Annotated in this window: 14 protein-coding genes; 7 read left to right on the top strand and 7 right to left on the bottom strand. The window is 69.5% G+C overall.

What is annotated here, in order from left to right; genetic code table 11:
- The first annotated feature begins 18 nt into the window (after positions 1-18).
- The 3 genes from E1267_RS15290 to E1267_RS15280 all read left to right on the top strand — a co-directional run bounded on the left by E1267_RS15290 (position 19) and on the right by E1267_RS15280 (position 3,374).
- Entirely contained in the window at positions 19-1,332 is a 1,314-nt protein-coding gene (locus tag E1267_RS15290; RefSeq protein WP_132333119.1) for a PTS transporter subunit EIIC, read from the top strand.
- A 123-nt stretch (positions 1,333-1,455) separates the two neighbouring features.
- Positions 1,456-2,715: a PTS transporter subunit EIIC gene (locus E1267_RS15285; protein ID WP_132333118.1), complete on the top strand. Its 1,260-nt coding sequence runs from the start codon at positions 1,456-1,458 to the stop codon at positions 2,713-2,715.
- 206 nt (positions 2,716-2,921) lie between these two features.
- Positions 2,922-3,374 carry an Rv3235 family protein gene (locus E1267_RS15280; RefSeq protein ID WP_220449499.1) on the top strand — a complete coding sequence of 151 codons (453 nt, stop codon included), beginning with the start codon at positions 2,922-2,924 and terminating at the stop codon, positions 3,372-3,374.
- Between the two features lie 99 nt (positions 3,375-3,473).
- Here E1267_RS15280 and secA read toward each other — a convergent pair whose 3' ends face one another.
- Entirely contained in the window at positions 3,474-6,263 is a 2,790-nt protein-coding gene (gene secA / locus E1267_RS15275; protein ID WP_132333117.1) for a preprotein translocase subunit SecA, read from the bottom strand.
- Positions 6,264-6,486: 223 nt separating this feature from the next.
- Between secA and E1267_RS15270 the strand changes: the two genes are divergently transcribed.
- A complete protein-coding gene (locus tag E1267_RS15270) occupies positions 6,487-6,747 on the top strand; it encodes an HGxxPAAW family protein (protein ID WP_132333116.1) in 261 nt (86 codons plus the stop codon).
- A 257-nt stretch (positions 6,748-7,004) separates the two neighbouring features.
- Positions 7,005-8,198 carry a winged helix-turn-helix domain-containing protein gene (locus E1267_RS15265; RefSeq protein WP_132333115.1) on the top strand — a complete coding sequence of 398 codons (1,194 nt, stop codon included), beginning with the start codon at positions 7,005-7,007 and terminating at the stop codon, positions 8,196-8,198.
- A 289-nt stretch (positions 8,199-8,487) separates the two neighbouring features.
- Here the strand turns inward: E1267_RS15265 and E1267_RS15260 are convergent, their stop codons facing one another.
- The 6 genes from E1267_RS15260 to mtrA form a co-directional block, all read right to left on the bottom strand.
- Complete coding sequence (locus tag E1267_RS15260) at positions 8,488-9,186, bottom strand: response regulator (RefSeq protein WP_132333114.1); 699 nt, start codon at positions 9,184-9,186, stop codon at positions 8,488-8,490.
- A gap of 172 nt (positions 9,187-9,358) precedes the next feature.
- On the bottom strand, positions 9,359-10,027 hold the full coding sequence (gene hpf / locus E1267_RS15255) for a ribosome hibernation-promoting factor, HPF/YfiA family (RefSeq protein WP_132333113.1): 669 nt from the start codon (positions 10,025-10,027) through the stop codon (positions 9,359-9,361).
- A gap of 612 nt (positions 10,028-10,639) precedes the next feature.
- Positions 10,640-11,362 carry a ComF family protein gene (locus E1267_RS15250; protein WP_220449498.1) on the bottom strand — a complete coding sequence of 241 codons (723 nt, stop codon included), beginning with the start codon at positions 11,360-11,362 and terminating at the stop codon, positions 10,640-10,642.
- A gap of 41 nt (positions 11,363-11,403) precedes the next feature.
- Complete coding sequence (locus tag E1267_RS15245) at positions 11,404-13,140, bottom strand: LpqB family beta-propeller domain-containing protein (RefSeq protein ID WP_132333112.1); 1,737 nt, start codon at positions 13,138-13,140, stop codon at positions 11,404-11,406.
- Positions 13,127-14,875 (bottom strand): MtrAB system histidine kinase MtrB, encoded by a 1,749-nt coding sequence (gene mtrB, locus E1267_RS15240; protein ID WP_132333111.1) that lies wholly within the window; start codon positions 14,873-14,875, stop codon positions 13,127-13,129. Before mtrB ends, E1267_RS15245 begins: the two co-directional genes overlap by 14 nt.
- An 18-nt stretch (positions 14,876-14,893) precedes the next feature.
- Complete coding sequence (gene mtrA / locus E1267_RS15235; protein ID WP_043620615.1) at positions 14,894-15,571, bottom strand: MtrAB system response regulator MtrA; 678 nt, start codon at positions 15,569-15,571, stop codon at positions 14,894-14,896.
- 508 nt (positions 15,572-16,079) lie between these two features.
- Here mtrA and E1267_RS15230 point away from each other — a divergent pair.
- On the top strand, positions 16,080-17,114 hold the full coding sequence (locus tag E1267_RS15230) for a glycerophosphoryl diester phosphodiesterase membrane domain-containing protein (protein ID WP_246063894.1): 1,035 nt from the start codon (positions 16,080-16,082) through the stop codon (positions 17,112-17,114).
- Complete coding sequence (locus E1267_RS15225; protein WP_132333109.1) at positions 17,111-17,776, top strand: DUF4129 domain-containing protein; 666 nt, start codon at positions 17,111-17,113, stop codon at positions 17,774-17,776. Before E1267_RS15230 ends, E1267_RS15225 begins: the two co-directional genes overlap by 4 nt.
- Positions 17,777-17,779: the final 3 nt, after the last annotated feature.

Raw genomic sequence — 17,779 nt, 5'->3', positions numbered from 1 at the left:
CCCCCGGAGGAACGCCCGGTGAACGAGACCGCCGCGGCCCGGCCTTCGCCGGGCGCTCGCGTGATGACCGTGCTCCAGCGTCTGGGCCGCTCGCTGATGCTGCCCATCGCCGCGCTCCCCGCGGCGGCCCTGCTGCTCCGCGTCGGCCAGCCCGACATGCTCGGCTCGAACGGCGCCGAACCCGGCGGCCTGGCGGACGTGGCGGGATTTGCCTGGATGGAGCGGGTGGCCGAGGTGCTGGCCGCCGCCGGCGGGGCGCTGCTGGAGAACCTGCCCCTGCTGTTCGCCGTGGGCGTGGCCATCGGCTTCGCCCGCAAGTCCGACGGCAGCACCGCGCTGTCCGCCATGGTCGGCTACCTCGTCTTCGACCGGGTGACGAAGGTGATGTTCTCCGGCTCCGGCATCCGCGACACCGTCGTGATCAAGGAGGTCCAGGACCAGGGCGTCGTCGAGATCATCAACTACGGCATGCAGAATCCCACCCAGGTGCTGGGCGGCATCGTCATGGGCCTGGTCGCCGCCCTGCTCTGGCAGCGGTTCCACCGCATCAAGCTGCCGTCGTGGCTGGCCTTCTTCGGCGGGCGCAGGTTCGTACCGATCGTCACCGCCATCGTGGCACTGCTCATCGGCGTGCTGTTCGGCTGGCTCTGGCCCGTGCTCGGCGAGTGGATCCGGCACGCGGGCGAGGCCCTCACCGCGATCGGCCCGATCGGCACCGGCATCTACGGGCTGATCAACCGCCTGCTCATCCCCCTCGGCCTGCACCACTTCGCCAACTCCGTCGTCTGGCACGTGGTGCCGCAGTGCGACGTGGGCGGCCAGTTGCTGGGCGGCGACTGGAACTGCTATTTCGGCGGCGCCGAGCACTCGGGGCAGTTCATGGCCGGCTTCTTCCCCATCATGATGTTCGCCCTGCCCGCCGCCGCCCTGGCCATGTGGCGAGCGGCGCCGCCGCACCGGCGGGCCAGCGTGGGCGGCATCATGTTGTCGGCGGCGCTGGCGTCGTTCGTCACCGGCATCACCGAGCCGATCGAGTTCGCCTTCATCTTCGTCGCGCCGCTGCTCCTGGTGGTCCACGCGATCCTGACCGGCCTGGCCATGGCGCTGACCACGCTGATCGGCGGCCAACTGGGCTTCGGCTTCTCCGCGGGGCTGCTCGACATGCTGCTGAACGCCAGCAAGTCCAACACCGAGAACTTACCCGGCATCCTCGCCCTGGGCGCCGTCTACGGCGTGCTCTACTACGTCGTCTTCACGTTCCTGATCCGCAGGCTCGACATCATGACACCCGGCCGCGAACCAGAACCGGACGTCGACTCCGGGGAAACCTGATCGCTTCCGGCCGGTCCCGGCCGGTTCCTGGGGTGAGGCCCGTCGGCGGTTCCCCGTGATCCGCCGAGGGGTAGTAATCCGGCGACCCCCGCGAGCGAAGCACGATGCGGGGGGACCACCGTCATGAGCGCTGGCTGGTCATCGATGTTCGGCGGGCTGCAGCGCGTGGGACGCTCGCTCATGATGCCCATCGCGGTGCTCCCCGCGGCGGGTCTGCTCCTCCGCTTCGGCCAGGACGACCTGCTCGGCGCCGACGGCCTGGGCGGCGTCCTGCCCTGGCTCCTCCCGGTGGCCAGGGTGCTCGCCGCGGCGGGCGGCGCCCTCTTCGACAACCTGCCGCTGCTGTTCGCCGTGGGCGTGGCCATCGGCTTCGCCCGCAAGTCCGACGGCAGCACCGCGCTCGCCGCCGTCGTCGGCTACCTCGTCTTCGACCGGGTCACCAAGACCCTCTTCTTCGACGCCGGCCAGGGCGCCGTCCACGACAAGGTGACGGTGCCGCTGCGCGACGGCACCTCCGCGCTCGACCTCGGCGCCCAGAACCCGACCGGCGTGCTCGGCGGCATCCTCATCGGCATCACCGCCGCCCTGCTCTGGCAGCGGTTCCACCGCCTCAAACCACCCGCGTGGCTGGCCTTCTTCGGCGGACGCCGCTCCGTGCCCATCATCACCGCGGTCGCCGCGCTCCTCCTCGGCGTGGTCTTCGGCCTGCTGTGGCGGCCGGTCGGCGACTGGCTGGCGCAGGCGGGCGACTGGCTGTCCGCCCACGGCACGGCGGGCACGGGCATCTACGGCGTGGCCAACCGCCTGCTCATCCCCCTCGGCCTGCACCACGTGCTCAACACCATCGTCTGGTTCACCCTGCCGGAGTGCCGGGCGGGAGTGAACGGCGCCACCCGGGACGCGGCCGGGGACCTCAACTGCTACTTCGCCGGCGAGCAGGGCGCCGGCATCTTCATGACCGGGTTCTTCCCCGTCATGATGTTCGGCCTGCTCGGCGCCGCACTGGCCATGTGGCGGACCGCTGACCCCGGCCGCCGCGAGGCCGTCGGCGGCATCATGCTCTCCGCCGGCCTGACCGCCTTCGTCACCGGCATCACCGAGCCCCTGGAGTTCGCCTTCATCTTCGTGGCGCCCGTCCTGTTCGCCGTCCACGCGCTCCTGACCGGCCTGTCGATGGCGCTGATGGCCGAGTTGGGGGCACGTCTCGGGTTCACCTTCTCCGGCGGCGCCATCGACCTGCTGCTGAACTCCGGCAAGTCCAACACTCACGAACTGGGGCTGATCGTCGGGTTCGGGCTGGCGTACCTGGTGCTCTATTACGTGCTGTTCACCGTACTGATCCGCGCCCTGAACCTCCCCACGCCCGGCCGCGAACCCTCCTGAGTTCAGGACACCCGATGCGTACGCCGCCGCACGCCCGAAACAGCGCGCAGCCCGCGACGACGGGGATCCAGCTCCGGCCGACCTTCTTCTCACGGCGGGACGAAACGCGGCCCCTGCTGGGAGAAGCTGGCGGCCGCTGTATTCCTGGGCCGGGGCCGAAAACTCCTTATGACGTTTGACTCTCCGCCTGAGCACCTGGAGGATGCGTGTCCGCAGCACCCCACATCGACATCACTTCCACCCCCCAACCGCCCTGCGACGAGCACCGGCGGGGAGCGGGTGGCGCGGCGGCGCAGGTGCACGGAGCCCTGGCCCTGGACTCGCGCCCCCTGGTGTGGGGAGCACCTGGCGCGGCCCCGGACGAGCGCCGGCTACGCCATCTCGGGCAGGCGCTGGCGGAGGTGCTCACCGGCCGCCGCCCGCCCGAGACCCTGGCCGGCCGGCTCACCGAGCGCGCCTACCGGGACCTCGTCAGGGCCGGGCGGATGATCGCGGCCGGCCGCCCGCCGTTCGCCGGCAGGCCACACGTGAGCGAACCCAGGGAGGGCGTCCTGGAGATGTGCGTGGTCGTCCACTGCGGCGAGCGCGACCACGTACTCGCCGCCCGCCTGGAACGGCATGGCCACCAGTGGCTCTGCACCGACTTCGAGACCGCCTGACCCGCACCGGAGTCGCGAGACGGCCCCGGCTGAGCGGGCGGGGCCGTACAGAACGAAGACCCCCGCCCCGGGAGGGGTGGGGGTCTTCGGAAGCAACCGTCAGGCGGCGTTCTTCGGGTCGCCGTGGCAGCGCTTGTACTTCTTGCCCGACCCGCACGGGCAGGGCGCGTTGCGCTCCACGTTGCCGTAGGCGGCCCGCTCGGCGGAGCTCGTGCGCACCCGGGTGTGCTCGACCTCGCCCTGCTCGCCGGGGGCCGAGTATTCGAGCTCGGCCGGCCGGTCGGGACCCCGCAGCCCGCGCGCGATGATGGAGCGGGTCTCCGCCAGCGCCGCGTCCTCTTCCGCGACGATCGGGTTCTCCTGCACCTCGACCTCGAGGTTGAACAGGAAGCCGACGGAGTCCTCCTTGATGCCCTCAAGCATCCCGGAGAACATCTCGTAGCCCTCACGCTGGTATTCGATCTGCGGGTCCTTCTGCGCGTAGGCCCGCATGCCGATGCCCTCGCGCAAATAGTCCATCTCGTAGAGGTGCTCGCGCCACTTGCGGTCGAGCACCGAGAGGATCACCCGGCGCTCGAGGTCGCGCATCGTCTCGGGGCCGAACTCCTCCTCGCGCCTGTCGTAGGCGGCCAGCGCGTCGGCCTTCATGCGCTCGCTGATCAGGTCGGCGGTCAGCTCCTCGCGCGAGCCGGCCTCCTCGATGATGTCTTCGATCGTGACCTGGACCGGGTAGAGCTCACCGAACGCCTTCCACAACTTCTCGAGGTCCCACTCCTCCGCGAAACCCTCGGCCGTGGCGCCCTGGACGTAGCCGTCGATCACGTCGCCGATGAAGCCGCGCACCTGCTCGTGCAGGTCGGCGCCCTCCAGCACGCGCAGGCGCTCGGCGTAGATGACCTTGCGCTGGCGGTTCATCACCTCGTCGTACTTCAGAACTTCCTTGCGGATCTCGAAGTTCTGCTGCTCGACCTGGTGCTGGGCGGAGGCGATCGCCTTGGAGACGATGCCGGACTCGATCGGCTGGTCGTCGGGGATCTGCAACCTCGTCATGATCATCTCGACCCTGGCCGAGTTGAACAGGCGCATGAGGTCGTCGCCGAGCGACAGGTAGAAGCGCGACTCGCCGGGGTCGCCCTGGCGGCCGGAGCGGCCGCGCAACTGGTTGTCGATGCGCCGCGACTCGTGCCGCTCGGTGCCGAGGACGTAGAGGCCGCCGAGCTTGGTGACCTCGTCGTGCTCGGCCTTGACCGCCGCCTTGGCCTTCTCCAGCGCCTCGGGGTAGGCCTTCTCGTATTCCTCGGGCGTCTCGACGGGGTCGAGCCCGCGCTGGCGCAGCTCGAGGTCGGCGCGGAACTCGGGGTTGCCGCCGAGCTGGATGTCGGTGCCCCGGCCCGCCATGTTGGTGGCGACGGTGACGGCGCCCTTGCGGCCCGCCTCGGCGATGATCGACGCCTCACGCGCGTGGTTCTTCGCGTTGAGCACCTCGTGCTGAACGCCGCGCCGCTTGAGGGCCTTGGACAGCCGCTCCGACTTCTCCACCGAGGTCGTGCCGACGAGGACCGGCTGCCCGGCCTCGTAGCGCTCCTTGATGTCCTCGACCACCGCGTTGAACTTGGCGTCCTCGGTCTTGTAGACCACGTCGGCCTGGTCCTTGCGGATCATCGGCCGGTTGGTCGGGATCGGGACGACGTTGAGCTTGTAGGTCTTGTTGAACTCGTTGGCCTCGGTGACGGCCGTACCGGTCATGCCGGCCAGCTTCTCGTAGAGGCGGAAGTAGTTCTGGAGGGTGACCGTGGCGAGCGTCTGGTTCTCGTCCTTGATCTTCACGCCCTCTTTGGCCTCGATGGCCTGGTGCATGCCCTCGTTGTAGCGGCGGCCGTGCAGGATGCGGCCGGTGAACTCGTCGACGATCAGCACCTCGCCGTCGGTGACGATGTAGTCCTTGTCCTTCTTGAACAGCTCTTTGGCCTTGAGCGCGTTGTTCAGGAAGCCGACGAGATGGGTGTGCTCCGGCTTGTAGAGGTTGTCGATGCCGAGCCAGTCCTCGACCTTCTCGACGCCGGACTCCAGGATGCCGACCGTGCGCTTCTTCTCGTCGACGACGTAGTCGCCGGTGCTCTCCTCGCCGGGGTTCTTCGCCTCGACACCCCTGCGCAGGCGGGGCACGATCTTGGCGAACTCGGTGTACCACTTGCCCGACTGCTCGCCCGGGCCCGAGATGATCAACGGCGTGCGGGCCTCGTCGATCAGGATCGAGTCGACCTCGTCGACGACCGCGTAGAAGTGACCGCGCTGCACGCACTCGTCGAGCGACCAGGCCATGTTGTCGCGCAGGTAGTCGAAGCCGAACTCGTTGTTCGTGCCGTAGGTGATGTCGGCTTCGTACTGCTTGCGACGCTCGTCGGGCTGCTGCCCGGACACGATGCATCCGACCTCGAGGCCGAGGAAGCGGTGGATGCGCCCCATGTTCTCGGCGTCGCGCTTGGCGAGATAGTCGTTGACCGTGATGACATGCACTCCCTGACCGCTCAGCGCGTTGAGGTAGGTCGGCAGGGTGCAGGTCAGGGTCTTGCCCTCACCGGTCTTCATCTCGGAGATGTTGCCCATGTGAAGGTTGGCGCCGCCCATGATCTGCACATCGAAGGGCCGCTGGCCGAGCACACGCTTGGCCGCCTCGCGCACGGTCGCGAACGCCTCCGGAAGCAGGTCGTCGAGGCTCTCACCTTCGGCGTGGCGCTTGCGGAACTCGTCCGTCATCGCCTGCAACTCCGCGTCGGACATGGCCGTGAAGTGGTCCTCAATGGAGTTGACCTGGTCTGCGTACCGCTTCAGCTTCCGTAGGATCTTGCCTTCGCCGGCACGTAGGATCTTGTCGAGAATGGCTGCCACTTTATGTAAAGCTCCTCGCAGGTCTACCCCGGCGGCGCCGCCAGGAGGAGAGGCCGAGACAAACTTCCCCGTTGCCATGGTAGGCGCTTCCGCAAGCAGACACAGCCACCGTGCCGACGAGGGCACAAGACCGGTCTGGGAGAATGGGCTCAAGGCAGAGGATATGCCGGTTGAGAGCCGGCTCGCACCAATAGCGCGATAACCGGCAAAGGAAGGATTTGTCATGGTTGAGGGGAAGAAGTCGGAGCAAACGGAGAATCTCGGCAGCCACGGCGGACGCGGGTCATCGTGGCTGGCGGTGACGGTGATGCTGGTGGGCACCGTGGTTGCCGGCTTCGGGCTGACCGCCGGCAACTGGACGCTCGTCTGGATCGGCGCCGGTGTGTTCGTCGTGGGCGGCATCCTCGCTCTCGTCTTCGATATCTTCACCGACGTCGTGATCGACGCTCCGCGCGTGGGCATGCGAGCGGAAGACCACCGCTGACGCAGGCTTCACACGGCGGGCGCCCACCCAACGGGGCGCCCGCCGTTTCCATGTCACCTCCGCCCGGGCGTGTCTCCTCCCGCCGATCAGCGTGCTCGCCAGGCCCTGCCTGCTCGGGATCTCGACCGGGCAGGGCGTGTCCCGTCTCTCGGGCGAGGGCGTGGAGGCTTTCGTCCTCGCCCCGGCGGTCCGCGCGGACGGTTTGTCGGTGGCCGCGGCTAGATTGCTCGCATGCACCGCCGTACGGAAATGCAGACATGACCCCCATACCGGATCTGACTGCCGACGAAGCACGCCGGATCATCCTGCGGGCCCAGGGCTTGGCCGGCGCCGACGCGCGCAAGGGTGGGGTGCACGCCATGCTGCGCAGGCTCGGCGCCGTGCAGCTCGACACGATCTCGGTCCTCGCGCGCTCCCACGAGCTGGTCGCCTACGCCCGCCTGGGCGCGATCGGCAGGTCCAAGATCGAACGGGCCTACTGGCGCAACCCGGCCCAGAGCTTCGAATACTGGTGCCACGCGGCCTGCATCCTGCCCATCGAGCACTGGCCGCTCTACTCGTTCCGCCGCCGTGCCTACCGCGAGCGGCGCTTCCGCTGGCACGAGGTCCCCGACGACGTGGGCAAGCTGCTGGAGAAGGTACGCGAGTCGGGGCCGCTGACGACGTCCGACGTGGGCGGCGCCAAGAACGGCGGCCCGTGGTGGGACTGGTCCGACTCGAAGATCGGCCTGGAGTGGCTGCTCGACATCGGCGAGCTGGTCTGCAGCCGCCGCGTCGGCTGGCGGCGGGTCTACGACCTGGCCGAGCGGGTCGTCCCCGCCGACCTGCTGGGCGAAGACCTGTCCGACGAGGAGTGCATCACGCGCCTGGCCGCCATCGCGGGCCGTTCGCTGGGCGTGGCCAACCGTACCGACCTGATCGATTTCCTGCGGCTCAGGGGCCGCTACGCCGCGATCCTCGACGAGGTGCTGCTCAGCGGGGCCGCGGGGCTCTCACCCGTGACCGTCGCGGGCTGGCCGGGCAAGAAGGGCCGCGCCAACGCCTGGGCCGATCCTGTCTCCCTGGCGTCCGATCCGCGCGGCCGTCACCGCACGACGCTGCTGTCGCCGTTCGACTCGCTCATCTGGCACCGCGGCCGCACCGAGCGCGTCTTCGGGTTCCACTACACGCTGGAGCTCTACGTTCCCAAGCACAAGCGTGTTCACGGCTATTTCACGATGCCGGTGCTGGCCGGCGGCCGGCTGATCGGCCGGGTCGACCCGGCGCGCGAGGGCACCACGCTGGTGGCCAGGCAGCTCAGCCTGGAGCCCGGTCTGTCCTTCGCCAAGTGGGGCGACGCCATGCGCGAGGCCCTGTGGTCGGCGGCCGACTGGGTGGGCTGCGACTCCGTCCGCGTCGAACGCGCCGACCCTCCCGGACTCGCCCCGATCCTGACCACGGTCCCACGGTGAGCTGAGCCTTCATGGCGGGTGGACCGGCCGGGGCCACGGCGACGACGTCCGCCTGAAGGCCGGGCCGGTCTCACCCGTAGCGAGACCCGCATCGCCCCGCGCCCCGGGCCGAAGCCAACAGTGCTGCGGGGCCCGTCGGGGCCGCGGCGAAAGCGGGCCTGGCTGCGGGCGGGAGCAGGCCGAGCGAGCACCGTGACAGAACGGGCGTCGATCCCCCGCCGTGGTGGGCCGGGGTGCCCCGGGCCCGGCTGCCGTTGGCCGGGGGTGATGGGAGCGCGTGGTCGCCGCGTCAGGTGATCTCGAGCATGCGCTCGCGCACCGCGTAGACCACGGCCTCCATCCGCGAGTGCAGTTGCAGCTTGTCGAGGATGTTGCGCACGTGGTTCTTCACGGTGTTCTCGGAGATGAACAGCTGCTTGGCGATCTCGCGGTTGTTCATGCCCTTGGCCACCAGCCGCAGCACCTCCATCTCCCGGTCGGTGAGCCGGGGAACGGGGAGCTGGGGCGGGCGCTCGGCCTCCTTGCGGCTCATGTTCGCGAACTCGCTGATGAGCTTGGCCGCCATCGCCGGGTTGATCAACGACTGGCCCTCGTGGACGCCGCGCACGGCGGCCGGGACGTCGTTGATCTGGACGTCCTTCAGCAGGTAGCCGGTGGCTCCCGCCTTGATGGCCTCGAAGAGGTCCTCTTCCTCGTCACTCACCGTCAGCATGATGATGCGGGTGCTCGGGACGGAGGCCTTGATGCCCTTCGCCGCCTCGATGCCGTCCTGCCGCGGCATGCGCACGTCCATGAGGGCGACGTCGGGCATGAGGCGGTCGGCCAGTTCGACCGCCTCCTGCCCGTCGCTCGCTTCACCGACCACCTCGATGTCAGGCTCAGCGGCCAGCGCCAGCGCCAGGCTGCGTCTGATCAGCTCGTGGTCGTCCACGATCAGCACGCGGATCGGCTCGCTCTCGGACGCGCGGACCTCGTCGGACTGGGTCACGAAGCCTCCTTGGGCAGCCTCGCGACCGTGTGGTCCTCGCTTCGCTCGCTCATCTGAACCTGACTGAGCTCGCTCACGTCTCCTCCTCGTCGGGGGGCCAGAGCCGTTGAACCGCCATGATGGCACGGGTGCCGCGGTTCTCGGGTGGTCGAGAAGATCTTTCAGCGCACTGTCAGGGCTCTACGAGCCGCAGCACACCATAGTTGTAACCGCGTCTGTTGTAGACGACACACGGCTGGCCGCTCTCTTTGTCGCGGAACAGGTAGAAATCGTGTCCGACCAGTTCCATCTCGAGGAGGGCCTGGTCGATGGTCATGGGCTCCGCCCTGTGGAACTTCTCCCGTACGATGAGCGGGCCGTCGCCGTCCATCTCGATCGGGACGATGTCGTCGTAGAGCCGGTCGTTCTTCTCCTGCTCGTCCTCGTCGGGCTCCTGGGCCTGCTGGGGGACGGAGGGCTTGGTGACCGGGGGAAGCCCGGTGGCGTCAGGGAGCGTCGCGGTGATCTTCGCGACCGAGGGCGGGCAGTGGTTGCCGTGGTGGACCTTGCGCCGGTCGGCCAGCCGCCTGAGGCGGCCTTCCAGCTTGTCGAGCGCCAGGTCGAGGGCTGCGAACCGGTCGTCGGCCGACGCTTCGGCGCGGATGGCCGGCCCCTTCGAGTGAATGGTGAGCTCGACGCGCTCTCGCCGGTCGGCGATGCGCGGGTTGCGTTCCTTCGACACCTCCACGTCGACTCGGATGATGTTGTTGTCCAGACGTTCGATCCTGGCCAGCTTGGATGTCACGTGGTCTCGGAACCGGTCACTCACTCCTGTGTGCCGGCCCTTGACGATGATGTCCATGCAACAGCCCCCCTTCGTCTAACGACTGAGCAAGAGCGCCCGACGACGTGCGTGCCGGGCGGGGTCTTCTGTCTGCCTTTCTGCAACCGTTACCCTCTTCCGACTGGGCGTCACCGGGAGCTCGGAGGGCACCCGTCCGGCCGACCTGGTCTTCGACCCCACATTCGCCTGCTGAGGGTCTCGCAGCTCAGTCGCCACTACTGCCCTTCTCTTCTGGCGAGGGACATCCGGCCCCTCGGGAAGGCAGGACTTACCCCTAAGCCGCACCGTGATCGGTCGACAAAGAGTCGCCTTACGTGGACCGTTTTGCCTGCGGCTGGCATCGGCTAGCAGAGCCGGGAACACCGGCCCTGCGCAACCACGGACCCGAACGGGTGCCATGTCAGAACGCTATCCGCATCCAGGGAGAATGTCAGCCGAAGGGCCCGCCAAACGATCACTTTCCGTGATTTACGACGGGATGGAAAGCGCATTCCGCCACCCGCCCCCGCGGGTCGGCACCCCTTACGGGCACGAACGTCCTGACCCCTGAGCTGGGCCGGCGCGTCGCTCGGGAAAGGAACATCTAACCTTCTGGTTAGAGCGGCGAATTGGATCTTTCTTTACCGACCGTCACCGTAACGACTTCCAAGATCTTCGGCGTGTCGCGGCGACGGTGACCGCGAGCGGGCTCTGCACGCCGGCTGCCCGCAGCGCCCTGGCCGCTTCGGCGAGGGTCGCCCCGGTGGTCACGATGTCGTCCACAAGCAGCGCAACGGGCGCTGGAGGGCCTCCGGCGGGCAAGGCGACCCGGAGTGACCCACTGAGGTTGGCGGCCCTCTCAGCGGAGCTCAGGCCCGCCTGGTCGGCGACGCCGCGCGCCTGGACCAGCCCCGGCCACACGCGCGCCGGCACGCCGTACGCCCGCAGGTCGCGCGCGACCAGCACGGCCAGCCGCCCCACCGGATCGTGGCCCCTGCCGCGCACGCTCCGCCGCGCGCTGGGCACGGCGACCACCGCGACCGGCCCGCGTGCCCACGGCGCCGGCGTGCGCCCGATCGCCGTCACGGCGGTGAAGGCCGCCGCCTGCGCCAGCACCCCGGCCAGCGCCACCGCGCCCCGCTCTTTGTAGGCCACCACCGCCCTCCTGACCGCTCCGGAGTAGGGCGCCGCCGACCAGCAGTCGGGCAGGCCTGGCGGGGCCGGGTCGGGCCTGCGCCTGGCGGGCGAGGCGGTCAACCCGGAGACGCAGCCCGCGCAGAGGCGCGCCCCCTTGACGCCGCAGCCCGCGCAGGCGCCGGGAAGGACCAGATCGAGCACGGCGGTCAGCACGGCGGTCAGCACGGCGCCCAGCATGCCGCCCGCCACCGACGGTTTCCGGCGTGGTACGGAAGGGGTCAGCCCAGGGGAAAGATGGGGCTGCCGGCGTTGGACTCGACCTTCGGCACCCAGGTCTGGCGGTCCTGGTTCAGCTCGACGATCTTCGTCTCCTTGTCGGTCCGCACCTCTCCCAGCACCCGGTCGTCCAGGGCCGCGAGCGAGGTCAGCCGATCCTTCAACGGCACCCCGACCGTCTCGCCGTCCCCAACGTTGATCTCGTTGAGTATCTGCCCTGCCTTGCTCTCGATCAGGACCAGCAGGTGCTCGTCGTCGCTCCACGTGACGTCGACGATCTCGTCGCCCACCTCGGTCGTGGTCAGGCTCCTGAAGTTCCCGAGCACGAGCCCCTTCGAGGTCGGCGTGAGAGCGCCGATCTGCACGGTGTTCCTGCCCATGGTGACGAACACGCGCACTCCGTCCCTCGCGATGCGCAGGCGGGTGACGTCGAGGCCGGCCAGCTTGGGCGCGGAGACTCGCTCGGGCCCCCCGCCGCTCGACGGGTCGTACCGCAGCAGGACGCCGTTGTTGTTGTCGTACGTCCACAGGGACCCGTCGCGGTGGAACGTCGGCGGCGTGAGCTCCGTGCCGGCGATGACCTCCTGCCAGCGCCCCTCCTGGGCGAGTTTCGCCATGGAGACGCCGGTTGAGGTCTTGGCGGCGATGAGGGCGGTGTCCTCCTTCGACAGGGCGAAGTCGGTGTAGCCCGCGCGCTGCTCGCCCGCCGCGCCGGGCACGGCGCCCGCGGGGCCTTCCCTGCCCATGAAGTGCACGGCGCCGTCGTCGACGAAGTAGGCGGTGTCGCCCCCGTCGTCCAGCCAGGGATCGTCGGGATCGGGCCGGTCGACGGCGTACGTCTCGCCGTCGACCTGGATCTCGATCGTGCGCCCCTTGGCGACGTCGTTGTCGGCGAAGCTGTGCCTGATCTGCGCCCTGATCGCGGCCTCCGCGCTCAGGTCGCCCAGGTCGAACGGGCCGGAGAGGTTGACCAGCACCCGTTCCTCGTTCCACCGGATGGACTCGATCTCCGTGCCCTCGGGGAAGCTCGTGGTCACCGCGCCGCGAAGGGTCGTGGTGGGCTCCTTGAGCAGGCGTTCGAGAATGGTCCTGGCGAAGCTCTCCGTCGGCCTCATCCGCAGGCGTACGCGGTCGACGACCAGCCGGTCCGGCATGTCGGCGTTGAGGTAGTAGAGGTTGGCGGGACGGTACGCGCGCATCACGTCGGAGTTGGTGAGCAGCAGCCCGGCGGGCAGCTTGTTGACGAGATAGCCGCCCTGCGGCGTCTTGACGAGCTCGAACGTTCCGCCGCCCCACGGGCCGGCCGTGGGGGCGTAGGCGTCGTCGGTCCCGATGCCGGCGACCCACTGAGCCTTGAGCGTGACCTGCAGCACGGTCTCGGTGCCGTCGCGCGGCGTGGGATAGGTGATCTCGAAGGCGTCCTCGATCACCTTCACCGGCCCGGCGGGGCTCCACTTGGCCCGCGCCTCGGGGGTCAGGTACTGCGGCAGGATCGACGGGTCGTCCGCGTACGCGGCCATGGCGGCCTGCAGGCCCTTGATGGTGTCCTCAGGCCCCCAGTTCGGCTGGGGCGGGATGGCGATCATGCGCTGGAACGGCTTGTTCAGCGGGTCGCCGCCGGTGCCGTCGTCGCCCACCGTGTACGGCCCCGTCACGGGGATCACGGTGCAACCGGCGCCGGCGAGGACCATGGCGAGGACGATCGCGATCGCGGCGCCGAGCCGGCTAGTCCTCGTCATGACCGGCTCCGTCCGCGGAGACGGGCAGCAGGACGGGCGTCATGGCGCCGCGCCACGTACGCCGCATCTCGATCTCCGGCGGCACCAGCGACAACGGCGAGCCCTTCAGATCGGCGCCGGCCGACCTCGGCAGCGTCAGCCTGAACTGGGAGCCTTCGCCCGGCTGCCCCCAGGCCTGGAGCCAGCCGCCGTGCAGCGTGGCGTCCTCGCGGGAGATCGCGAGACCGAGCCCCGTGCCGCCGATGGTGCGCGCCCGCGAGGGGTCGGCCCGCCAGAACCGGTCGAACACGAGCGTGTCCTCGCCGCCCTTCAGGCCGATCCCGTGGTCGCGTACGGCGACGGCCACGGCGTCCCTGTCGGCGCCCACGGTGACCACGACGTCCCTGCCCTCGCCGTGCTCGATCGCGTTGAACAGCAGGTTGCGCAGGATGCGCTCGACCCTGCGGTTGTCGATCTCGGCCATGCACGGCTCGTTGGGCAGCCGCAGCTCGAAGCGGGTGGAGTGGCGCTCGGCCAGCGCCTCGGAGTCGCCGATGGCCCGCAGTACCACGTCGCGCACGTCCACCGAGTCGAGGTCGAGCGTGGCGGCCCCGGCGTCGTAGCGGCTGATCTCCAGCAGGTCTGCCAGCATCGCCTCGAACCGCTCCAGCTGCGCCTGCATGAGCTCGGCGGAGCGGGAGGCCATCGGGTCGAAGTCCTCGCGGGCGTCGTACAGCAGGTCGGCGGCCATGCGCACGGTGGTCAGCGGGGTGCGCAGCTCGTGGGAGACGTCGGAGACGAACTGCCGCTGGACCTGCGAGAGCTCCTCCAGCTGGTGGATCTTCAGCGCCAGGTTGGCGGCCATCTCGTTGAACGAGTTCGCCAGGCGGGCGAGGTCGTCCTCACCGCGCACCTTGAGGCGTTCGTCCAGCTTGCCGGCGGCCAGGCGTTCGGCGGCCTGGCGCGCGAGGCGTACGGGGGAGACGACCTGGCGGGCGACCAGGTAGGCGATCGCGGCGAGCAGCAGCACGAGGCCGAGGCCCACCACGACGATGGCGAGCCTGACGTTGGTGAGCAGCTCCTCTTCCTCGGTGAAGGGGAAGAAGTGGTAGACCTCGTAGTTCTGTCCGGTGGCGGGCACGTGCACGACGCCGCCGACCACGAAGGTGAGCCGGGGCTGGCTCTCGCCGGGGAACTTGATCTCATGGACGTTGCCGACGGGCTTGCTGTATTCGCGGTTGCGCAAGTAGCGGAGCAGGTGCGCCCGGAGGTTCGGGGGCACGCTGCCCCGTACGACGCTGCCGGACGCCCGTGACTGGCCCGGGGTGGTCTGGTTGAGGATCAGCACGTCGTAGCGCTTCCTGGAGCCGTCCTCGCCCGACCCGGTGACGGTGTCCATGACCTCGTCCAGCGGGTTGACCGAGCCGGTCTTGGAGCTGTCGGCGGTCTTGGTCTGCTCGTCGGTGTCGGGGGCGAGCGCGTCGGCGATCTGCAGGCGGTCGGCGAACGCCTCGCTGATGGAGGACTGCTGGCTGCTGTCGACCACCGACTTGTTGATCTGGCCGAACAGGAACGTGCCGAGCACCACCACCACGATCACGGAGATGACGAGCGTGCTGGTGACGACCTGGAGCTGCAGCGAGCGCCGCCATATGCTGCGCGCCCTGCCCGCCGCACGACGGACCCGCCGGCGAACTCCGCCGAGGATCTGGCGGAGCGTACGCCTGCGTGTTCTCGTCTTTCTGGTCGGGGGCATGGCAGGGCTGGGCGGAGGCTAGGCGGGGCCGGCTTTGTAACCCACGCCGCGGACGGTCACCACGATCTCGGGGTGCTCGGGGTCCTTCTCGATCTTGGCCCTGAGCCGCTGGACGTGCACGTTGACCAGCCGTGTGTCGGCCGCGTGACGGTAGCCCCACACCTGCTCGAGCAGGACCTCTCGGGTGAACACCTGGCGCGGCTTGCGGGCGAGCGCCACGAGCAGGTCGAACTCGAGCGGCGTGAGGTTGATGGTCTCCTCGCCGCGCTTGACTGAGTGTCCGGCCACGTCGATGGTGATGTCGCCGATCTGCAGGATCTCGGGGGTCGGCTCGTCGGTGCGGCGCAGGCGCGCCCGCACCCTGGCCACCAGCTCCTTCGGCTTGAACGGCTTGACGATGTAGTCGTCGGCGCCGGACTCCAGGCCCAGCACGACGTCGATCGTGTCGCTCTTGGCCGTGAGCATGACGATCGGAACGCCCGACTCCGCCCTGATCCTGCGCGCGACGTCGATGCCGTCGGCCCCCGGCAGCATCAGGTCGAGCAGCACCAGGTCGGGGCGTGTATCCCGGAAAGCGTCAAGGGCTTTGTCACCGTCGGAGACAAATGACGGCTCGAAACCCTCCCCCCGCAACACGATCCCCAGCATCTCGGCGAGAGCGGCGTCGTCATCGACGACCAGCACGCGACCTTTCATGGCCCCTCATTCGTTCTACGCATTGTGGGACATACCCGCACGATCGCTGAAGGTTACCCTTGGTGGGCTCATGAGTGTGACTCAAGCCCCGCAAAAGGCGAATTTTCGGTCCGCCCCCGCGATCGCAATCTCAGTCTGCGGTAACAGAGCAACTTTCTGCCATCCCTGGACGCGAACACAGGCCGGATTCGCCGAAGAATGCGGCCGAGCCGAGGCTCTGGACGGGCCCGGCTGCACTCAGCGACACCAAGTTCCCGCCCAGCATGCCAGGATTGGGGATATGTCAGACGGTCACGGTCCCACGCCCGAGACGCCATCAGGCTGGTCGGCCGAGCAGCCCCCGCCCTACAGCGCCCCGCCGGCCTCCCCGTGGACCGCGCCGGGTTCGCACCAGCAGTCTCCGCACGGCGCTCCCCACGGGGAGCAACCACCACCACAGCGGCCTTACGGGCCGGGGCCCCAGCCACCATATCCGCCCCATCAGCATCCCCAGCCCGTCTACGGCGCCATGCCGCCACCGCCCGCGCTGCGGCCCGGCATCATCCCGCTGCGTCCCCTGCAACTCGGCGATCTGCTCGACGGCACGATCAAACTCATCAGGTCCAACCCGAAGGCCGTGCTCGGCCTGTCGGCCATCGCCGCACTGCTCGCGTCGGTGCCGCTCGCGGTGGGGCAGGCCTTCCTGCTCAACTCGGTGGGTGGCGCGCTCGCCGATCCCGCCAACGTGAGCACCGCACAGGCCGAGCTCACCGGCCTGTACGGCTTCGCCTCCCAGTACGGCGGCACCCTGATCTCCTACGCCATCCAGTTCGTCGCGGTCACCCTGCTGACCGGCGTGCTGACCCGCATACTCGGCCGGGCGGTCTTCGGCGGCAAGCTCACCGCCGGGGAGTCCTGGCAACTGGTCAAGGGCCGGATGCCGGCGTTGTTCGGCGTGGTGGGGCTGATGGCCGCGTTCATGCTGGTGCCCGCGCTCGTGTTCGTCATGCTCGTCGTGGTCTTCTCGCTCAACGCCTCCGCCGGCGACATCGGCTGGCTGGCCGTGATGAGCATCCTGTTCATCATCGTCTACATCGCCTACTACCTGTTCATCAGGACCCGCTTCGCGTTCGCCTCGCCCGCCGTGGTCCTCGAGGGGCGCAGCCCTCTCGACGCCATGCGCCGCTCGTGGCACCTGGTGACCGGAGACTTCTGGCGGGTGTTCGGCATCCTGCTGCTCACCTCGCTGCTGGTGGGGCTCGTGGCGGGCATCCTGTCGGTGCCGTTCACGATCGCGGGCACGCTCTTCGGCATGTTCGGCGCGGGCTCGGCGGCGACGACGGCCGTGTCGGCCGTGCTGATCGCCGTCGGCGGCACGCTGAGCGCCATGTTCGCCTATCCGTTCGAGGCCGGGGTCGCCGGTCTCCTCTACGCCGACCGCCGCATGCGCAGTGAGGCGTTCGACCTCGTCCTGCAGACCGCGGCCATCGAGCAGCAGCGCCAGGGCTGGGTGCACGCCTCCGCCGACGAGCTGTGGCACCCGTCCAACTCCGCCAGATCGTGAGCCCGATCGACAGGGAGGAGGCGGCGCGGCAGGCCGCGCGCGAGCTGCTCGACCCCGCCTACGAGACGGAGTCGCTGCCAGACCGGGTCTACCGATGGGTCATGCAGTTCCTCGGCGACCTGGTCGACGCCACCGTGGGCGGCGGCCCGGCCGGCGGCGTCATCGCGTCCGTGGTGATCGTACTGATCATTCTCGGGGTGATCGTGCTGATCTCGTGGCAGCTGCGCAGGTCCGCTCGCAGGAACGCGCCGGCGGTGGGCGCGCTGTTCGGCCGGCGGACGATGAGCGCGGCCGAGCACCGGCAGGCGGCGGAACGGCTGGCCGCCGAGGAGCAGTGGGCCCCCGCCCTCCAGGAACGCCTCCGGGCCATCGCCCGCGACCTGGAGGAGCGCGCGCTCGTCGACGGCATGCCCGGGCGCACGGCCGACGAGCTGGCCGCCGAGGCCGCCGTCTCCCTGCCGGACCTCGCGGACGAGCTGGCCATGGCGGCCCGCTCGTTCGACGACGTCACCTACGGCGGCGTGCCGGGCACGCGCGAGGCCTACACGCGGATGGCCGGTCTTGACGACCGCGTCAGCCAGGCCCGCCCGGTGCCCATCGCCTCCCAGACGGCCGTCGCGCCCGGCGCGGGACCGTGGACGGGCGTCGGAGGCGCCTCATGAGCG

Source organism: Nonomuraea longispora (genome assembly GCF_004348345.1).
Taxonomy (GTDB): domain Bacteria; phylum Actinomycetota; class Actinomycetes; order Streptosporangiales; family Streptosporangiaceae; genus Nonomuraea; species Nonomuraea longispora.
Note: the sequence above shows the minus strand (reverse complement) of the source record. Positions and strands in the feature narration are given on the sequence as shown.